14 protein-coding genes are annotated in these 19,395 nt (G+C 40.7%); 2 read left to right on the top strand and 12 right to left on the bottom strand.

From position 1 onward, the window contains the following. Positions 1-83: 83 nt before the first annotated feature. From V7K84_RS18775 to V7K84_RS18810, 8 genes are all read right to left on the bottom strand, one after another. The gene (locus V7K84_RS18775; protein ID WP_180277390.1) at positions 84-254 is read right to left on the bottom strand and encodes a hypothetical protein; all 171 of its coding nucleotides are present in this window, start codon (positions 252-254) and stop codon (positions 84-86) included. 3 nt (positions 255-257) lie between these two features. Continuing rightward, entirely contained in the window at positions 258-1,523 is a 1,266-nt protein-coding gene (locus V7K84_RS18780; protein ID WP_334840206.1) for a nif11-class peptide radical SAM maturase 3, read from the bottom strand. Positions 1,524-1,591: 68 nt separating this feature from the next. After that, the gene (locus tag V7K84_RS18785) at positions 1,592-2,029 is read right to left on the bottom strand and encodes a Nif11-like leader peptide family RiPP precursor (protein WP_334840208.1); all 438 of its coding nucleotides are present in this window, start codon (positions 2,027-2,029) and stop codon (positions 1,592-1,594) included. A 115-nt stretch (positions 2,030-2,144) separates the two neighbouring features. Then, positions 2,145-5,195, bottom strand: a complete 3,051-nt coding sequence (locus tag V7K84_RS18790; RefSeq protein ID WP_334840209.1) for a tetratricopeptide repeat protein — start codon at positions 5,193-5,195, stop codon at positions 2,145-2,147. A gap of 541 nt (positions 5,196-5,736) precedes the next feature. Next, positions 5,737-5,973, bottom strand: a complete 237-nt coding sequence (locus tag V7K84_RS18795) for a hypothetical protein (protein ID WP_334840211.1) — start codon at positions 5,971-5,973, stop codon at positions 5,737-5,739. A gap of 437 nt (positions 5,974-6,410) precedes the next feature. Then, a complete protein-coding gene (locus V7K84_RS18800) occupies positions 6,411-7,199 on the bottom strand; it encodes a peptidylprolyl isomerase (protein WP_334840213.1) in 789 nt (262 codons plus the stop codon). Between the two features lie 169 nt (positions 7,200-7,368). Beyond that, the gene (locus V7K84_RS18805) at positions 7,369-8,913 is read right to left on the bottom strand and encodes an HlyD family efflux transporter periplasmic adaptor subunit (protein ID WP_334840215.1); all 1,545 of its coding nucleotides are present in this window, start codon (positions 8,911-8,913) and stop codon (positions 7,369-7,371) included. A 172-nt stretch (positions 8,914-9,085) separates the two neighbouring features. After that, positions 9,086-12,169 (bottom strand): peptidase domain-containing ABC transporter, encoded by a 3,084-nt coding sequence (locus tag V7K84_RS18810; protein ID WP_334840217.1) that lies wholly within the window; start codon positions 12,167-12,169, stop codon positions 9,086-9,088. A gap of 1,645 nt (positions 12,170-13,814) precedes the next feature. On the opposite strand from V7K84_RS18810, the gene V7K84_RS18815 reads away from it, so the two are divergent. Both V7K84_RS18815 and V7K84_RS18820 read left to right on the top strand, forming a co-directional pair. Then, positions 13,815-14,006, top strand: a complete 192-nt coding sequence (locus V7K84_RS18815; protein WP_334840219.1) for a hypothetical protein — start codon at positions 13,815-13,817, stop codon at positions 14,004-14,006. Between the two features lie 423 nt (positions 14,007-14,429). Then, a complete protein-coding gene (locus tag V7K84_RS18820; protein ID WP_334840221.1) occupies positions 14,430-15,629 on the top strand; it encodes an acyl-CoA dehydrogenase family protein in 1,200 nt (399 codons plus the stop codon). A 307-nt stretch (positions 15,630-15,936) separates the two neighbouring features. Here the strand turns inward: V7K84_RS18820 and V7K84_RS18825 are convergent, their stop codons facing one another. The 4 genes from V7K84_RS18825 to V7K84_RS18840 all read right to left on the bottom strand — a co-directional run bounded on the left by V7K84_RS18825 (position 15,937) and on the right by V7K84_RS18840 (position 19,393). Further along, complete coding sequence (locus V7K84_RS18825; RefSeq protein ID WP_138502135.1) at positions 15,937-16,131, bottom strand: hypothetical protein; 195 nt, start codon at positions 16,129-16,131, stop codon at positions 15,937-15,939. A gap of 856 nt (positions 16,132-16,987) precedes the next feature. Beyond that, positions 16,988-17,938 carry a D-2-hydroxyacid dehydrogenase gene (locus tag V7K84_RS18830; RefSeq protein WP_334840223.1) on the bottom strand — a complete coding sequence of 317 codons (951 nt, stop codon included), beginning with the start codon at positions 17,936-17,938 and terminating at the stop codon, positions 16,988-16,990. Between the two features lie 108 nt (positions 17,939-18,046). Further along, the gene (locus tag V7K84_RS18835) at positions 18,047-18,994 is read right to left on the bottom strand and encodes a D-2-hydroxyacid dehydrogenase (RefSeq protein WP_334840225.1); all 948 of its coding nucleotides are present in this window, start codon (positions 18,992-18,994) and stop codon (positions 18,047-18,049) included. Positions 18,995-19,117: 123 nt separating this feature from the next. Further along, positions 19,118-19,393: a GNAT family N-acetyltransferase gene (locus V7K84_RS18840; protein ID WP_334840353.1), complete on the bottom strand. Its 276-nt coding sequence runs from the start codon at positions 19,391-19,393 to the stop codon at positions 19,118-19,120. Between the last annotated feature and the right edge of the window lie 2 nt (positions 19,394-19,395).

Consider the following 19,395-nt stretch of genomic DNA (forward strand, 5'->3'; position numbering starts at 1 on the left):
GTTAACAAATTTGCGCGTAAATATTCGGGGAGTAATTCTCTCCTAATTTACGAGCAAAACCTCTCGAGTTCCCTATAAAACTGTCAGCTTTTGTCTAGGATTTGCTTTGCTTTTAACAGCACTTTTAAATAGCCTAATTGACTATTCCAAGCTGAACGTGGAAGCAGTGGTATTTTCTCTAAGTCTTGAGATGGTAATGACTTAAGGTCAGTTTTGTTCTCTGAAATTGTGTTAATTTCTGAATTTTCTGCCATGATTTATTGTCTCACTAAAGAGTAAGAAAATTCGGGTTCTTGTTGCCAACTTTCCGACCACTGAATGCTGTCAGCAGTAAAGTGTAATCGGTCGTTTGCTGGCAATAAAGTATCTGTAGGCTCGACAATTAGCTCAAATTCGCCATTATCAAATGGCAATCCTTGCGCCTTGACTTTGGGAACTACACGCTCTCTCATACCTTGTTTGGCATGAACAAGAGCGCGATGATGACAGTAAGGATTATTACCTCTCTTATTAAAGAAAACATGGGCAGTCCAACTGCAACCCCCACGACAAAGTTCAGCATATTCGCAGGTTTTACAGAAACCCCACAGGTGTTTTGTCCCTTCAGGTGTTCCTGCTCCTAGATTGAAGCGTAGTTCTTCTGCACCCTCGATAATATCATGCAAGGTCTGTTCTCGAATGTTACCACCTGTATAGGCAGTAGTCGGCAGTGAGGGACAACCTTTAATCGCTCCGTCAGCTTCAATTCCCAAGGTTGAGAGTCCTGCACCGCAACCTTGCCAAAATGAGAAATCATGCTCCTTTCCCCGTCCCCGTAACAGTCGTTCATAAGGGCCGTAGTAACCAATGTTATTTCCCGCCTGAAGTTGCACACCTTCTTGGTAAGCACGACGCGCCACACGGGCAAGCATGGGGTAGATATCTAACAGTTCATGGGGTTGGAGGAGGATATCTGCGTTATCGGCTGCATTCCCCATTGGTACAGTTAATTGAACTTGCCAAGCACGAGCGCCGGCATCACGAATGCACTCATAGATGCACGGAAATTCTGGCGCTGACAGGCGGTTAATTTGGGTGTTGCAACCAAAAGAAATACCGACTTCTCGCAGATGACTCATGGTCTTAAATGCATATTTCCATGAGCCTTTCTTTCCCCGCAGGCGGTCATGAGTTGCTTCCAAGCCATCAATAGAAACAGAGACTGTACGAATTCCCGCTGACTTCATTTTTTGGGCGGTTTCTAACGAAATGCCATAGCCGCCTGTAGTCATACCACATAACATTCCCGCCTCGTTGATAGCTTTGGCAATTTCCAGCCAGTCTGGACGCAGAAAAGCTTCACCTCCAATGAGAGTAACTTCTTTAATTCCAACTTCTGCCATCTGCTTGACGAGATCCAAAGCTTCCTCTGGGGAAAGTTCGTTGGCGCGTTCATGTCCTGCACGGGAACCACAGTGACTACAAGCTAGATTGCACTTTAAGGTAATTTCCCAAACTGCGTAGCTTTTGCGGTGATATGTCATAGGTTAACTCTCAATCTCAACCCTCAAAATAAACTAACGCATTCTATTTCTTCATCGTTTTTATCGGGTTATTGTACTGCTGTTGGGCTAACTACTCCATATAACGCTTGTACAGGTGGATCTATTGCTTGACAAGGAAGTGGCCATGGCTTGGGATGTGGTTTAGGAATCCATCTACATTTAATTGGTGGTTTTCCACCTTTTTCGGGAGGTGAGACTACAACACCATACAATGGTTGAGCGACTGCTTCCTTAGTGTTTGTAAGCCCGCCAAATGCTCCCACTAATTCTTCTTCACTGAGGTCATCAAACTGACCTAGCTCTTTTAATTCCAAGATTTTAATTGAGGCTGTTTCAAATTCTTCTTGAGAAAAATTATAGCCACCTTCTTCCATGACTTTTATCACTTCCTCAATCTTATCACTCATCAATTGAGTGTAAAAAGCTTCGTCTTTGACTAGTCTGATCAGGAAGTCTTTAACTTTCTCAAAAATTGTTAATGACATAAATCTTACCCCCTTAATTTGAAAGTTTAAGTTTAGATTGATGAAAATTGACGATCGCGTGAAATAAATCCGTTTTGCCAGAAAATTTTAGTGAGTAAACTTGTGTAAATTATTATTACTGGGTTTGGTAAATATCTCCTAATTTGATGTTGGCTTCCTGGTGTTGGGGATGGAACTCCAAAGCTTTTTGATAGCAAGCGATCGCTTCTTCTAACTCCCCGTGTTCTTGCAGTATCACCCCCAAGTTATAATGGGCTTCTACTAAATCAGGCTGTATTGCGATCGCAGTTCGATAGTAAACAACAGCAGTTTGCCAATCAGCTCCTTCTTGGTGGGCAAAGCCCATCTGATAATTCAATTCTGCATAATAGGCTTGTTTGTCTGGTGAAAGCTTCCCTTGGGCAAACAGCGCATTCGCTAAATTGATTTCTGCTTCTATGCAGTTGGGCTGAAATTCCAGAGCTTTTTGATAAGATGCGATCGCATCCTCCCACTTATCTTGTTGTTGCAAGGTGTAGCCCAAATTGTTGTATATTGTCCCTGCATCTGGTCGCAACGCAATAGCTTTTCGGTAAGCGGCTTCAGCTTCTGGTAACTGTCCTTGACCTTGGAGCAAATTGCCTAAACTAAACCAAATTTTCACAGAATTAGGTTGAACTTGCGAAGCTACACTCAAATGCTTCTGAGCTTCCTGCAACTCACCTTTCTGCTGTGCCAGCATCCCTAAACCGTATAATGCTTCTGAATAGTCTGGTTGTTTTTCTATCACCTGACGATATAGCTCTTCGGCTGTGTCTAGGCGATTAGCTCGATGATCTTGAAGTGCAAGTTGAAACAGTTCAGCAACTTCTTCGGCGTTAAATTGTCTTGGTTTATTAACCAGTTGCAAAATAAAATCTTCCAGCGCTTTGACTGGCTTTAAATCGCCATATAATTTATGTTTATTTTCTGCAACTTGTTGGGAAATACATTGCCGATATTTAGCATCTTTCCCCAGACGGATGGCAATTTTGACGTATTCTGCTTTACTTGAAGCGATCGTCTCTTCGATACCCATCATCTGCAAAATTGCCAGAGAATGCCGCGATCGCATCAGTTCTCCTGGTAAAGTGACAACCGGAATATTATGAGCAATAGATTCGAGCGTGGAGTTACATCCAGACCAACCAATACTATCTAAGAAGACATCTGCTAAAGCTGTAGTCCCAGCAAACTTACTGTTATTCAGGAAAGACAAAAACAAACAGTGATCTTGATAATCTAACCCGAATGCTGCAAAAGCATGGTTTAAGCGCTGGCGAAATCTTTCTGTTATTTCTTCACTTTTGCTTTTAATAAATACAAACTTAGAATTCCCTAACTCTTTAGCAATAGAAGGGAAAACATCATCATGATTGGGCAAATATTTATATAATGACTGACAACACCAGAAGAAAATATCATCCTCTTTTAAACCTATATCTGGTTTCTTAATTTCTTCGGGTTTAATTACTAAAGGCATATAATGAATAGATAGATTGGGTAATCTAACTAATTTTTCTGTATAATGTTCTTGAGCATTTTCTGGTTCCATTAAGTCACTGCTCAAGTAATAGTCAATTGTCGGGAGTCCACTAGTCTCAGGGTGTCCCCAAGATGTCATTTGAATTGGCGCTAATCTCAGACAACCCAGTTTGAGCGTCATTGGGTCCATCCCAAATTCTGGGAAAATCAAGATATGTAATTTATCTTTTGCGATCGCCTCACACCATTGTTCAGTTGAGCGAACACCTTGGACAAATTTATCAAAAGCCTTGGTGGCACTCATTGTTGAGTAATCTGTTTTGTCTCCGGTATAATAACCAAATAATTCAAACTCACTTCGATCTATATTTTCTACCCAACCTTTAATCGGGATTTTCCAATTAGAATGACTAGATAAAAACCCAGAAACAATACCAATACGAACCTTTTGATTTTTATCTAAATTTGGCAGAACCAGCGGCTGGCAATCTTGGGGATAGCGACTCGACATAATCTGGAAAATCATTTCTCCATAAGTTCGCTGTAAATCTCGGTCATTTAAACCTTGATATGTCAAATAAAAAGGTTGAAATGCTCCCACAGCCTCAGATGCTTTGGCCCGTTCTTCCCGATTAGTTAATTCATAATATTTAGCTAAATCTTGCAAATACTGTTGATACTGATTTCGTCTGAATGCAATTTCTTCAACATTAGAATAGATAACTGGTAGTTGGCTCATGCAAGCACCAAATTTAGCCAGATCGTAGTTTGGTGTCACTTTGACGGCTTGCTCAAATGCCTGGACTGCCGCTTCTATTTGGTTATCATCTCTCAATGCTGTTCCTAAGTTGGAATATATGTAATCAACATCAGGTCGAATTTTAATCGCTTTTTGATAGGATTCTATGGCAGCATCAAATTTATTTTGTGCCCTGAGAATATTTCCCAAGTTGTTATAGGTGATTGCAAAATCAGGTTGAATGCTTAAAGTTTTTTCGTAAACTTCTATTGCTTCTGCAAATTTTCCTTTTTCCTGGAAAAGATACCCTAAGTTATGATAGGCGTAATGATAGTCTGGTTTAATTTTTATTGCTTGTTGGTAAGAATCGATGGCATCATTGAATCGCCCTTGTTTTTGGAGTACTTCTCCTAAATTAGTATGAGATGATACCAAATCTGGCTGCAATGCAATAGCTTGGCGATAATATAATTCTGCTATCTTGAAATCGCCTGCCTGTTGCCTACCTAAAGCAAGCTGCTCATTCAACTCTGCGTAGTGGATTTGTTCTTCTGGTGACAGCTTACCTTGAATGTGAAGAATATTTCTGATATTAATTTGTACTTCTATGCTGTCAGGGAGAATTAAGAGTGCTTTTTCATAACAGGCGATCGCTTCTTTTAGTTTACCCTGTTGTTGCAGAGTAAACCCCAAACTATTATTTATTGCCCCTACTTCTGGCTGTAATTGCAGGGCTGCTTGAAAAAATTGTTCTGCATTTTGATATTGTTCCCGTTGCTGCGCCAGCAGACCTAATCCATACAATGCCTCTGACTGCTGGGGATCTAAGTCTATAATTTGACGATAAATCTCTTCGGCTTGGGTGAAGCGCTTAGTTTGGTAATATAAACTTGCGAGTTGGAGAGCATCAGGAATTGTGGTCACGTCGCTTTGCTCCAAATTCAAAATTAACAATCCCCATAAATAAAGTTAGGAGCTTGTATCCTTTTATTTATGAGCTATAATTTATACAATCTTTATTTATTTAATATGTCTTTTGTTCCTATATCTGCAAGGAACTCAAGCTTTTGAAACTTATAGCTGATATCGATTGATATCATGTCTGCTTAATTACTTCCTAAACTTAATTAAAAGGAATTTTACCCTTCTCTACTTTCGGGGTCTACGAGAAGCTTAACGCTACGGTAAAATAATCCTCTTATAACTATTAGCCCAGAGTTTTAATTCAGGGCGGGCAAACAACACAGACTGCAAACTGAGTTGAGAATTAAATGTTGTAAGTTGTAAAATTTGATTGCGGAAACAGTTTTTTAAGATCAAAAGATGTATTTTTGGTAAAAGCCGAAGGCTCAAATGAGCAAAGAGCCTTCGGCATTTATCAATATACTAAGCTTTCGAGCCTAACTCTACTTGCAGAAGTTAATACTTTTCGTAAGTAGAGTTTAATTATTACTACTTTTTACTACTAATTGCTAGTTTGAGCAAAGCTTGATGATGAAGCAGTAGCACTAGTAGGAGTGACGGTAGCGTTAGTAAAAGTTACGGCTACATTGTTGAGGCCGCCGGTTGCTGAAGCATCTGCATCAGCTTGTGCAACGCTGTTGAATTTTTTGATTACAGGCTTAACGATTACAATCTTCTTCCAACCACCAAGAATTTCTTCAGAGGTATTTTCCAAGTAGTTTAGATCAGAAATGATCATTTGAGTTCTCCTAAAATTTGTAACTGTTGTTGGGAATATTTGGTCTAACCAACTTGTTTCGTTTGGCTATACATCTAATATACTTTATTCCTCAAAAAAGTCAATCTTTTCTTGAGGAATTTATGATTAAAAAAACTAATGTGTTTATGTTTAAAAAGCATTGTATGTAGTCCTATATGAAGTTAGAAAAAACTGCATAACAAATTTAAGCAGAAATTTAAATAATTGCTGCCCAGCAAGAGTTGTAGCGATTTAATTTAATTTTTGAATAAAGCAAAAGCAGCACTTTGTAGATATATTTACAAAACACTAAAAAAGAAAAGCTATTAAGTTTTGAAGTAAATAAAACTTGTATATGCAACATTTTTGAAGACTAGAGAAATCTATCCTAATTTAGGGTAGACACTTAGCGACAAAAACATTTCAAAACTCCTACATTATTTAGTCTTGGTGAATAACATATCTATTAATTCCTCTTGTGAACCGTCTGAGTCTATTTGAGTAACTATTTTCATCGTGGTGATTTGTTGCTTTAACCAATCAGAAAAGGATTCTGTAATGATTTTTTGGCGCAACTGTTCATCTAATTGGGGTTGAGTGACTTCTTCCACCCAAATTAAATACACTCCCTTGGGAGTAGTTATCGGTTTGAGAGCTTCTGGTGGTGCAGCAGCAAAGACAGCGGCTGCAATCTCTGGACGAAAATCTTTGCGGTATCGGAGTCCTTTGTATCCATAAGCACGACGGGCTTCTGGTTCTGAGATATATAGACGAGCAATATCTGGAAAATTGATTTCGCCTTCTTCTAGGGCATAAAAAAGCTCTAAAGCCAAGTCTCGATCCTCGAAAACAACTTCGTAGGTAACGGCAGCGATATAATCTAGCTGATGTTCGTAAAAGTGCTTTTCCAGCTGATCGGAAAATAGATGATTCGCTAACTTCCGCGCAAGGATATTGTTGTAGGCTAATTCTTCAAACTGATCCACAGAGAGGTGGTGTTTTTCTAGCCATGACCAGGTGTCTTTAGCTTTGACAAGCTTCTTGGCAAACCTTAAGTTATCTCCTTCTTGCTGTAGTTCTTCTGGCGTGACTGTAATTCCTGCCGCTTGAGCGGCTTCAGCAATAATACTTTGCGATGCGATCGCTTCCACAACAGCAGGTATCTGACAGGAGAGTTTCAGACTGTGAATGATATCTGAGGTGGAAATTGTCAGATTGTGGGGCATAACACGATATCTCCAATAATTAAGCGGGATTGGGCATCCCTTCGGCTTCTCTACAAGACGCTACGCGTAGCTTGCTTCCCCGCAGGGGTACGCTCAGGGCAGGTGGGCACGGGGCATTAATTATTCCTCCAATCTCCCTTGTCCTATTTCCTGATTTCGATACCTTTAACTACATCTCCAAACCACCCTTTTTCAGTTTTTTGAACGGATCTAGAACAAAGTCAATTACTCGCCGTTGACGAATGATGACTTCAGCATTTGCTGTCTGACCCGCACCTAATCGAATACGTTTGTTACCATTTTGGACATATTGCTGGTCTAAAGTGATTTCTAACTCATAGGTTTCGATGTTGCCTTGGGGTGTTTGGCTAACTTTCGAGTCAGGCGAGATCCAAGTAACTTTCCCTTGCACGATGCCATACTCTTGGAAGGGATAGGCATCAAACTTGATTTTTACTGGCATTCCTAACTTCAAGAAACCGCTATCCTGATTAGGCATATTTGCTCTGAGTACGAAGTCTGTTTTCGTGGGTGCAATTTGGGCAATCCTTTGACCGACTTGTACCACCGCTCCTGCCTTAGTGGTGGGTAATTCAAAAATCACCCCATTAATCGGCGATCGCACCACGCGCTGCTGAATTTGTACTCTTATAGATGTAAGCTGACTTTTAGTCTGAGCGATTTCTGATTGCGTTGCTGTTATTTGTGACTGTATGTCTTTTAGCTGTTCCTGATTTTTCATTACAGCTAGTTGTCCGGCTTGCGTGGCACTTTTATAACTACTTTGTTCTTCTTGCAGTCGGAGTTTTGCTTGTTTGATATCAGACTCCAAGGTTTTGATAGTTACCTGATAACTATTTACCTCTTGGGCTAAACGCAATTCGGCTTGTTTAATATCTGATAGAGACTTGTTATAAAGTCGTTTGCTTTCTTCCTCTTGTTTTTTGCTTTCCTCTAATTGGATTGTCGGAACTGCCTTCTGGTCAACAAGTTGGCTAAAACGAGCAACTTGGTTAGAATTTATACTCAAAAGTTTTTTAGCCGATTCTTGATCGTCGCGACTGGTGGAAATTTGCTGCTGTGCTTGTTTAACTGATGATTCTTTTTCTAACTTTTGGAGGTTATAGCTACTCAGTTTGGCATCCAGGTTTTGCTGCACCTGGTTGAGTTGAGCCAATTTTTCTAATTCTTGGGATTTATTTTGTTGTTCTAAAAGACTCGTTGACATTAAGAGTTGATTTTTCAGCAATTCCAGTTGGGATTGCCGATTTTGTAGCCCTTGCAATTTGCTCTGGACTTGTTGCAGGTCTGTTTCTAGCAAATCAGAATCCAGTTCCAGTAAAACCTGGCCGGCTCTAACTGTATCTCCTTCTTTGACTGTAACTGCTTTGACACTTCCAGCAGCTTGAGCGTCTAATTTTTGAGTTGCACCTTTAGGTTCTATACGCCCTCTGGCGCTACCAGTCTCATCTACTTTCGAGAGAATTGCCCAAGGCAAGAATAGGCCAGCAAAGGCAATGAGCGTATACAACAAACCACGAGTCCAAATTCGAGGTAAGGCATTGAGTAGTTTTTCTGTACCGTAGTACAAATCTTGAGTTTCATTGTCTGCCTCTGTCTGCTCGTCAAATACCGATTCCTCTTGCTGTTTGTAACCTTGATATTTATCTTGCTCATCTGGGGGAAGTGGGGACGATCTATTGGGATGTGGCATGGTTTTTTTTCCGATAATAGTAGATGGGGAGTGGGGGAGAAATCAATTCAAAATTCAAAATTCAAAATTCAAAATTCAAAATTGTACTCTTACAGAGAAGCAAGCTACGTGTAGAGTCTGTCTGCGACACGCTGCGCGAACGTAAAGAAGAAAAAGACTGCCCAATGCCCCATCAACTAACTTGAGACATCTGTTGTTGATTCAGGTAGTAATAATGACCTTTTTTAGCGATTAATTCGTCGTGGGTACCGCTTTCTACCAAAATACCTTGATCTAAAACCAGGATTAAATCCGCGTTGCGGACTGTAGAGAGGCGATGGGCAATAATTACACTTGTGCGTCCTTGAAGAATTGTTTTGAGGTTGTTTTGAATAATCCGTTCTGATTCTGAATCTAGGTGACTAGTGGCTTCATCAAATAGTAATAACCGAGGATTTCCGAGCAAAGCACGAGCAATTGCTAGGCGTTGGCGCTGTCCACCAGAGAGCATTCCGCCGCTTTCACCAATTTCGGATTCGTAACCTATCGGTAATTTTTGAATAAATTCATCGGCTCCAGCATATTTTGCTGCTTGGATAATTTCTTCTGAAGAAGCATTTGAATTAGCGATCGCAATGTTTTCGCGAACAGTCCCACCAAACAGAAAAGTATCTTGGTCTACAACGCCGATTTGGGAACGCAGCGATCGCATAGATACACTGGTGATATCGTTACCATCAATGAGGATTTTGCCATCTGTCGGTGGGTATAAACCCAAAATCAATTTACTGAGAGTTGTTTTTCCAGAACCGCTGCGCCCTACGACTGCAACCATCTGTTCTGGCTTAATTTCAAAGTTGAGATTTTCTAATACGTTAGTGTCACTTTCTGGGTGATAACGAAAGGTAACATTCTGAAAACAAATGTTACCGCGAAGTTTACCCAACGATTTGCGGGGTTTAGTTTCTAAGTCTTCTTCTGGTTCCGCCTCCAATACATCATTAATGCGTTCGGTAGAAATCACGATTTCCTGTAATTCATTCCACAGCAGAGCCAGTCGCTGGAAAGGACTCAAGACGTTACCCACCAACATATTGAAAGCAACTAATTGTCCAATAGTTAGTTCGTTATTAATTACCTGGGTTGCTCCATACCACAGCAATGAAGTATTTACAAAGGTGTGGATGACGCCACTGATAATTTGTATGCGATTGTCAATTATTTGAGCATTAAAGTCTTTTTTGATTAAATCATTTAGCAGTTCCTCCCAACGCCAACGCACTGTCTGTTCAATTGCTAATGAACGGACGGTACGAATTCCGCTTAGGGATTCTATGAGATAGCTTTGTTCTTTGGTAGCTGCATTAAAAATATCTCTGGAGATGCGGCGTAAAATACTTGTGCTGGCCAGCGCCAAGATAAAAAATGGCGGTACAGTACACAGCACGAATAATGCCATCCGCCAGCTATAGGAAAACATCAAAGCCAGATAAACCACTAATGTCAGCATATCCAACACAATGGAGAGTGTCTGACCAGTCAGGAAGTGCTGAATTTTCTGGTTTTCTTGGATGCGCGAGATTATATCTCCAACGAAACGCGACTCAAAATAAGCAAGGGGTAAACGGAAGGTATGTTTGATGAAGCCTACGAGTAAGGCGATACTAATGCGGTTAGCAGTGTGAAATAAGAGATATTGCCGTACACCGTTGACAGCAACACCAAACAACCCAAAAACAATCATTCCCAAACCAATGGCGTTTAAGGTTGGAACACTGCGTTGCACAAGTACTCTATCGAGCAATAACTGGGTAAATACTGGCGTTACTAACCCAAATAATTGAATGACTATCGAAGCGATGAAAATTTCTATTAGTGTTCGATAGTGAGGTTTGACTAACTCAAAAAATTTCCAGAAGCTTCTACTTTCGTTTTTAGCACTTTTTAGTAGAGCTGTCGGTTGCAATAACAATGCATAACCAGTCCAACCTGCTTGAAATTCAGCTTTTGTCAGACTGCGTTGACCAAGAGCCGGATCGCATACAATCACCCGCTTTTTGGTAATTTCATAGACAACAATAAAGTGTTTACCTTCCCAGTGAGCAATTGCAGGTAAAGGTTGTTCTGCTAATTTATCAAGAGTAGCTTTCACTGGACGGGTGGCAAAACCCAAGTATTCTGCTGTTGCTGCCATAGCCTTTAGGGATGCACCGTTGCGGGTGACATTGGTCATATCCCGTAGGCGATTGATGCTAAAATTTTTGCCCCAATAGTTACCAATCATCACCAAGCAAGCAGAGCCACAATCAGCTGCACTTTGTTGGGCATAGAAGGGATAGCTTTTGGTGATGCGTTTCCACCAATGCCCCACTTGTACTTTCGGGCTGGGAAAGTAAAAACGTGATTTTTTTGTTGGCTGTTGTTGTGACTGCTTCTCTCTTTGGGGGAAAGGAATAATTTTAGATTTTGGAGATTGAATTTTTTCTCTAGCACCCAGTCCCCAATCCTCAGTTTCCAATCCCGTTCCGCTGACGCTCATGGCAAAAGCCCACTCCCCCAACTCCGGGAAGTATTCTAATGCTGTTTGCATCTGGTCGTTTTTCAGAATGTAAGCAATCGTTGGTTGCGTTGTTTGCCAATCTCCTTGTTTTGGTTGAGCAAAGATTGTACCTGGTGTCAAAGAATGGTCTTCAGAATGCCGCAGTTGACCTTTGTACAATAGCCACAACTGTGAATCTTGTGATATGTGTGGACTTACAGAGCCAGTTTCTAACTGGTGTCGCTCAAACAAAGATAAGGCTTTGAGCATTCCTGAAACTTGTGATGTATGGCGTGGGAATTGTGATACTTGGCGACATAACAACAACAAATCCCAAAGTTCTGCACGGGCAAATAGGCGATCGCGAATGTTAGGATACTTGTCTATCAACCTTTGCAATGCTTCTTGCCTAAAATAGCCAAGTTTTAAGCTTGTCGAAGCTCTAACTGCATAAGGACTAAAGTTAGCTTCGGGAAACAAGGTCAATTCACCAAAAACAGACCATGCACCAAAGGTAGTAATTAAATTCTCAGAGCTATCTAATAGTCGGACTTTACCTGTAAGAATAATGTATATACCAGGACTCGTCTGTGCAGATTGCCAGAATTGCTTTGCTGATGGTGGCTCCACAACCTCCATTTCTGCCAATAAGTTCTCTAATTCTTTTTCTGAAAGTTTTGTACCCAAGGTGTACAAAATTCTTTCACCCACATGTTGCTCAGAAAGCACTGGTGGCATTTTCTAATCTCCACAAAAAAATTTAGTTAGTTATCAGTCGCAATCCAATCAAAACTTCATTAAAAATATTATTTAATCCCGTATTTTCACCGAGGAAACTCTAAGCTTTATTAGAGTAGAGTTTAGAGAGAAATAGTATGGTAGTAAAGCATCTCTCTTTTACATACAAGGTATTTTTCTTGAGTGGGCAATCTACTTGTTGCAGCCAGTTCTTGATGTGGCAATAACTTGTGTAAATGCCAGAATATCGAGCTAGAGCTTTGTTTCCCGACATTTAGCTTCCAGAGCAAATAACTGCATTGACAGACTCCACACAAATCGGGATTGCTCATTTTTGCAATCAGCAGTGGTTGTAAATGATGATTAAGAGGAATTCTTTTCGGAGCATAATTTGCTATATGCAGTAATATAGCTATGCAAAGTATTTCATTTCTCAATCACAAACTCTCAAAGTTTTTTCTAGTTCGGGACAATGTTATGGCTGAAAGTTAGCTTTCATCCTCTTAAACAAGACCTGAATCGGAAGAATTCTTAAAAGAATGTTTTCAGACATTCCTAACTCTTTAACAGCCTTGTCTTGACTTAAATGGTGTGACATAATTGTAGTTAGAAATTGCATTGAGTCGTAAATTATGTGAAAACGTAATTCATTGCAGTTGTGTGATCAAAGCCTGACAGCAAAAAAGCCACAACTACAAATCTGACTAACGTTGTAATGTTAATCAGAAATTTACACAATGTGCAATTAGTTCCCGGCATATTCCCTAGTGCTTTGCGAGTCTAGGGGATAGTCTTCGGGATAGCCTCATCCCGCTCGTGCAACCTGAAACAAAAGAGGATCTTGAGTAGGCTACAGGAAACAGAAGACTATAAAAACTATAAAGCTATAAAAGCACACCGTAATTTTTGTTTAAGTAATATTTTACCAATTAAGCAAAACTCCACTTAAACAAATATTGCTTAACCTTGCTTGGAGATTCCATAATGGATCTTTTTCCAGCACTGCCTAGTATCTTTAAGGGAGCATCTAGCAAGTTATTTAACGTTTGTATTATACCTCCTATAGTGTAATAAATGCAAGTGACGAAAAGAGACTTGCGAACATCATCATATTTACATACAAACATGATATTTACATAATTAGCTTACACTCCTTAGCACTTAAATTTAGATATTTTAGTAGTTTCTTAATGTAAATTTTCGGACAAGTCATCTAATAGGTGATTTTTAACAAAAAAAATATATTTCACAACCATTTATACATTAAATCTTTAAATAGCTAGGCTGCATAACATGATGGTAGCCATAACGGCGACTATTGTTTGCTTAAAGGTGATATTTAAGTTGTTTAAATTAGCTGTGAGGTAAAACACATTAATATTGTGATCGGGCACACACACTAGTTAACTAAGGCAATCTTAGCATTTTTCCTATCAAGGGCATAGCAGCAATACATATTACAGCTTGATAGAAGTTGAGAAATAAGCATGATGTTTAAATGAGCCTAGAGTTCAAAAAATGACAATAAATCGCAAATTCGTCTCTTAAAACCTAATATTGCGATCCGATCGAGTCAAGTAGTAAATGGATAAATTGAATGGTGCTTATAGAGCCAGTGCCCTGACGAAATTGTGACACCATAGATTTGGTTAAATATAGGAAATCATCCATAGCGGTTCTCACTCAGATCGGGTACATCCTCAAAGTTAAAAAATTTATATATGAAGTCCAGTTATACCTCAGTAGCAGAAGAACCGCTATAAAAGCAACCAATATCACCTTGGTTGCGATCGCCAATGGTGCTGCTGTATATTTATCCATTGGAAAATCTACTTGATGAGAAAATTATCCCTGTGTTATCTAGGGATCTTTATATTACTCTCAACAGAGAATATTTAAACGCTTGTTTCTCCGTGCTTAGTTCCAAATGCGGAGATTTAATTTGAATGACGATTAGCTTAAAAGACCAGTAGGGAACTCAGTTCCTAAATTGTGGGGCGATCGCTGAATTTTCTACTTGGCTTGCTCTATGAAAGGAGTTTGTGTCATACTTACAAAAACCACTAAATTACTAAATATCGGTCGATTTTAAGTAGTATTTTTACGAGCGCTAGAAGTAATACAGTCTGGGTAATGAGGATTGAAGATTGAGGGGAGACTGCCGTCATGCGAAAAATTGATGTTCCTGCAAACTTCAGATGCTTCCATAGTGAAAAAACATCTCTGATTTAGTAGTACAGTGAATTACGAAGGAGTATTTATGTCACAGTTGGAGCAAGCAGTGCCAGACACCTTTGTAGCCCAAGGCTTAGAAACTCTCCCCAATATTTTCGACCGAATTGAGGCTCTGGCCAAAGATTTTGCCACCCGTGCAGGGGCACACGATAGAGATGCTTCCTTTCCTTTCGAGAATTTTACAGCTTTGCATGAAGCAGGATTGCTCAACCTCACCATTCCGTGTGAATTCGGTGGCCAGGATTTGGGATTGGCAACTATCTGCCGGGTGATTGAAGGGATAGCGCGTGGCGATGCTTCGACGGCATTAGTACTGACAATGCACTATCTTCAACATGCTCATGCAGCCCGTAGCCGTCGCTGGCATCCAGAAGTATATAGGCGGCTGTGTCGTGAATCAATTGAAGGCATCGCCCTGCTGAATGCTGCCCGTGTTGAACCAGAGTTAGGAACGCCAGCCAGAGGCGGATTACCTGCAACAATTGCCGAACGAACAGCAGATGGCTGGCGTTTAACAGGACATAAGCAATACACCACGGGCAGTCCTATCCTCAGCTATTTTGTTGTTTGGGCACGGACAACTGAAGATGAACCACAAGTTGGGAATTTTCTGGTTCCGCGCGATCTGCCTGGTTTGCGAATTGTCGAAACTTGGGATCACCTGGGGATGAGAGCTACGGGCAGCCATGACCTCATTTTAGAGAATGTATTAATTCCCTCAGAGTATGCTCTAAATATCAACCCCATATCTGCTGCGCCATCTTTTGATCCGCTGATTTCTACTTGGGGCAGTTTGACAGTGAGTGCTTTATATCTCGGTGTTGCTAGTAGTGCGCGAGACTGGCTTGTTAAATATCTTTGGGAGCGATCGCCTTCTAATCTCCAAGAGCCACTAGCAACTCTACCACGCTTCCAAACTGCCGTGGGTGAGATAGAAGCACTGCTATTTGCTAATAATAGATTGATTTATAGTTTGGCTCAAGATATTGACAAGGGCAAATATGAGCCTAACGTAGGATTACAGACACAGGCTGTTAAATATCTCACTACAACTAACTCGATTCGTGCTGTGGAGATTGCCTTAGAACTAACTGGTAATCCTGGTTTATTAAAGAGAAATCCTTTAGAGCGACACTACCGTGACGTTCTGTGCAGCCGTATACATACGCCACAAAATGATGTTATTTGCCAATCTTTGGGCAAGTCGGTGCTGAAAGTCAAGTGATTATAAGACTAGGGATTAGGGACGAATGTCACTAAGATAAGGCAGAAGGCAGGAGGCAGGAGCGAATATTGTATAAATGCACTCTAAAGCATGTACTCCAGGAAGACAGCCCTCTGCCTCCTGCCTCACCCTAATAAAGAGCTAAACTTAGTGCCATTCGGATTAGGGACAAAGAGCAGTGAGCAGGAGAAAAAAATCTTCCTCCATACTCAATGCTCAGTTCCCTTAAAATAATCAGGACTTTGTTGAGTTGAGTTACTAATTAGAGCCGACGTAGTTAAACCTTGACTCGTTTTCGGAGTCAGCTTTACTCTTGATCGATTTTTTCGATATCATCAGGTGTACCAGTGGCAGAAATTTTTGATGTGCCAGATTTACCTGCACCTGAGTTGCCGCCAGAAGCGCCAGCACCCCCTGAGTGTTTAGAATCTGTGTTGCCTTGTTCTTCTTGAAGCTGTTCAAGGCGGTTTTTTTCTTGAGCTTTATCTTTTTGGTCAGCCATATCTTATTTACATTTTTCGCATAGCGATCGCTATATACTCTATCATTTATCTTTATTCAAGCGACATAACGAGGCAAATGCTTTTAATTGAAGCTTCTGGACTACGTTGCTGGCAATAGCTCACTCCCTTTAAAACTAGCTTGTGGATTTTTGGGTTATGAGATTGCCCAAATCCCTTTGCACACATTGTACAAGAACCAATACTTGCCTTCCTTGTGGACATATTCAAGACCGGGACTGGAACGCTGCACGGACATATTAGAAAAAGGATTGAGTACGGCGGGTCACGTCGGAACTAATATCATGTCCGCTTGATTACTTACTAAACCCCAAGAACCCCACCCCGCCAAAGCTGCGCTTTGTCTCCCCTCCCGAAGAGCGGCTATCCATTAGTCACATCTTTCTTTACAATCTTGAAACGCTTGTTTTGTAGGCATCTTGAACACTGAGGTGTCAAACATACTTGACAGATTGGCTCTTAGTCTTCTCGCTAAAATTAGGTTTTTATTGAGAATTGACGACGAACGAATCAGGGTTAGAAAAAGCGTGAGTGAATACTCTCGTAAATGTTGAGAAAGATCCGGGTAATGGATAGCGAAGAGCGGGGAGGGGTTGGGGGTGGGGTGCAATGACTGTGGGAATCATAACTAATTATGCGGACATGATATAACGCCTCTGGAGAGACCGATCGATACTTGGGTGAGGTGACTCCTTCAAGTAAATCAACTCGTGGAAAGAGGAAACCCAATGAGCGATCTTTGGAATCTCCACCTTCAACGAAGTAAGGTGGAGAGGATGTCAAGTGCTATCGCATCGTTATAGGAGCAATAATTAATTTTTTGGAATTTTGAATTGCTCAGTATCCTGCTTGCTTATCTACAACATTCCGCAAGGGCTGACCGTTTTGGTAGCGTTGAAGATTGTCGATAAATAGTTGTGCTATGCGTTCTCTCAGGCGTGGCGATAAGGCTGAACAATGGGGTGTGATAAAGGCGTTCGGTAGCGACCATAAGGGACTTTCCGGTGGCAGAGGTTCGGTTGCAACAGTGTCTAATCCAGCACCCGCAATCCATCCCTCACGTAGTGCAGTAAGTAATGCGGCTTCATCTACGATCGCACCACGAGCAATGTTAATTAGGTAAGCAGACTGACGCATAGAGCGCAACGCAGCTTCATCGATCGAGCCTTTAGTTTCTGGAGTTAAAGGTGTGGCAATAACTACATAGTCTGCGGCTGGGAGGAGCGATCGCCACTCATCAGCGCCCACAATTTTGTCAAAATTCGGCAGGGGTTCGGGATGGCGGCGACTACCCCAAACTGTGACTCCAAAGGCTTTAGCACGAGATGCGATCGCTTGACCGATATTTCCTGTGCCGAGAATTAATAAAGTCGCGTCTGCCAACTCTTCAAGAAACACTCCTCTTACCCAAGTGTGTTCATTCTGCAAAGTTTGCAATTTCCGCAGATTCTTGGCGTGATAGAGCATAAATGCCAGTACAAATTCCGAAATTGGAATTGCATGAACTCCTGCACCATTGGTGAGGATAATGTCCTTTTGCAAAAAAGTTGGCGTGAGGATGTGATTCACGCCAGCACTTGGTGACTGTTGCCAACGTAGCGCGGGTGCTGCTGTCAATACTTTGTCAAGGGTAGAGGTTTTCAGATAAAATCCATTGACATAAATCTCTGCATCACTAACATCACCATCGAGATTACCTTCACTATCCACCTCCACGACATCTATATTAGATGGTAGGTGTGGTTCTATATCTGCAATGAGATGATCGGGTAAAATTAGTTTCACCATTAGCTACTCCCTAATTCAATTTTTGATTTGGATTTTGGATTGTGCAACCCAATCGGCAGCACCTCTTCATTTTTAATTTTTAATTTTTAAGTTTTAATTTTTAATTGCTTAGTATCCTGCTTCTTTATCTACTACATTTCGTAACGGCTGACCAGCTTGGTAACGCTTTAAATTGTCGATAAATAGAGCTATTGAACGTTGTTTACTTTTGCGTGAATGGCCGGAAGTATGAGGTGTGATAAAGATGTTAGGAAGTGACCACAAAGGACTTTCTGGTGGTAAAGGTTCTGAGTTAACTGTGTCTAATGCTGCACCTGCAATCCAACCTTCTGTGAGCGCTTTTATTAATGCCGATTCATCGACTACGCCGCCGCGAGCAATATTAATTAGGTAGGCATGATTTGGCAGGGAACGCAATACAGATTCATCAATAAATTCTTTGGTTTCGGGAGTTAGAGGTGTTGCAATAACTACATAATCAACTCCTGGCAGGAGCGATCGCCATTCATCAGCACCCACTACTTTATCAAAATTTGGTAGCTCTTGGGGATGACGACGACTGCCAATAATTCTTAAGCCAAAGGGTTTAGCACGGGCGGCAATTTCTTGACCAATACCACCAGCGCCAATAATTAGCAAGGTTGCATCTGTCAATTCTTGGATGGCGAAGCCTCTTTTCCAGTGACGTTCAGCCTGTAAAGCATATAATTCTGGTAGGTATTTGGCATGAGCCAGTATGTAAGTAATGACAAATTCTGCGATCGGAATTCCATGCACTCCAGCCCCATTTGTGAGGATAATATCTCTTTGCAAATAAGTTGGTGTCAGGATGTGATTCACCCCTGCATTTGGTGCATGATGCCAACGCAATGCTGGTGCTGATTCTAGTATTTTATGCAGTATAGGACTTCTCGATAAAAACCAACTGAAATAAACTTCAGCATCGCTAGCATCCCCATCTAGATTTCCTTCAACATCTACTCGTACAATCTGTGTATTGGGTGGTAGATGTGGCTCAATATCAGCAACCAAATCGAGCGGTAAAATGAGCTTCATTGTAGATTACCTCTTCTTTATTTACAAGGCTATATCTGGAAATTGCCTATGTTTGACAAAAAATTAAGTGCCATTTTCCCTTGGCACTGATTATGATAATATTTAGTAAGATTTCATCGCTGATTATTTAATCTGTAAACACATAAACTCTAGATCAAAATATTGGCTTTTATATTTATACGCTCTTTTCTCTGTTCCATATATTTGAAATCCCAATGATAAATAAAGTGATTTTGCTAAAACATTATTTTTAACAATATCAAGTAATAATATTTCTACCTCGTTAAGAGCTTTTGCTCTTTCAATTAATTCATTTAGTAACAATTTACCTACACTTTTTCCGCGATATTCTTGTTGAACATACATACTACTAATATATGCTTTATGCCAGAGCTTTATTC

The sequence above is a fragment of the Nostoc sp. genome (assembly GCF_036917315.1).
Taxonomy (GTDB): Bacteria; Cyanobacteriota; Cyanobacteriia; order Cyanobacteriales; family Nostocaceae; genus Nostoc.

Excerpts from the sequence above, each read along its gene's own strand:
- V7K84_RS18775 (WP_180277390.1), bottom strand. The coding sequence starts at position 254 with ATGGCAGAAAATTCAGAAATTAACACAATTTCAGAGAACAAAACTGAC.
- V7K84_RS18780 (WP_334840206.1), bottom strand. The coding sequence starts at position 1,523 with ATGACATATCACCGCAAAAGCTACGCAGTTTGGGAAATTACCTTAAAG.
- V7K84_RS18785 (WP_334840208.1), bottom strand. The coding sequence starts at position 2,029 with ATGTCATTAACAATTTTTGAGAAAGTTAAAGACTTCCTGATCAGACTA.
- V7K84_RS18795 (WP_334840211.1), bottom strand. The coding sequence starts at position 5,973 with ATGATCATTTCTGATCTAAACTACTTGGAAAATACCTCTGAAGAAATT.
- V7K84_RS18800 (WP_334840213.1), bottom strand. The coding sequence starts at position 7,199 with ATGCCCCACAATCTGACAATTTCCACCTCAGATATCATTCACAGTCTG.
- V7K84_RS18805 (WP_334840215.1), bottom strand. The coding sequence starts at position 8,913 with ATGCCACATCCCAATAGATCGTCCCCACTTCCCCCAGATGAGCAAGAT.
- V7K84_RS18810 (WP_334840217.1), bottom strand. The coding sequence starts at position 12,169 with ATGCCACCAGTGCTTTCTGAGCAACATGTGGGTGAAAGAATTTTGTAC.
- V7K84_RS18820 (WP_334840221.1), top strand. The coding sequence starts at position 14,430 with ATGTCACAGTTGGAGCAAGCAGTGCCAGACACCTTTGTAGCCCAAGGC.
- V7K84_RS18825 (WP_138502135.1), bottom strand. The coding sequence starts at position 16,131 with ATGGCTGACCAAAAAGATAAAGCTCAAGAAAAAAACCGCCTTGAACAG.
- V7K84_RS18830 (WP_334840223.1), bottom strand. The coding sequence starts at position 17,938 with ATGGTGAAACTAATTTTACCCGATCATCTCATTGCAGATATAGAACCA.
- V7K84_RS18835 (WP_334840225.1), bottom strand. The coding sequence starts at position 18,994 with ATGAAGCTCATTTTACCGCTCGATTTGGTTGCTGATATTGAGCCACAT.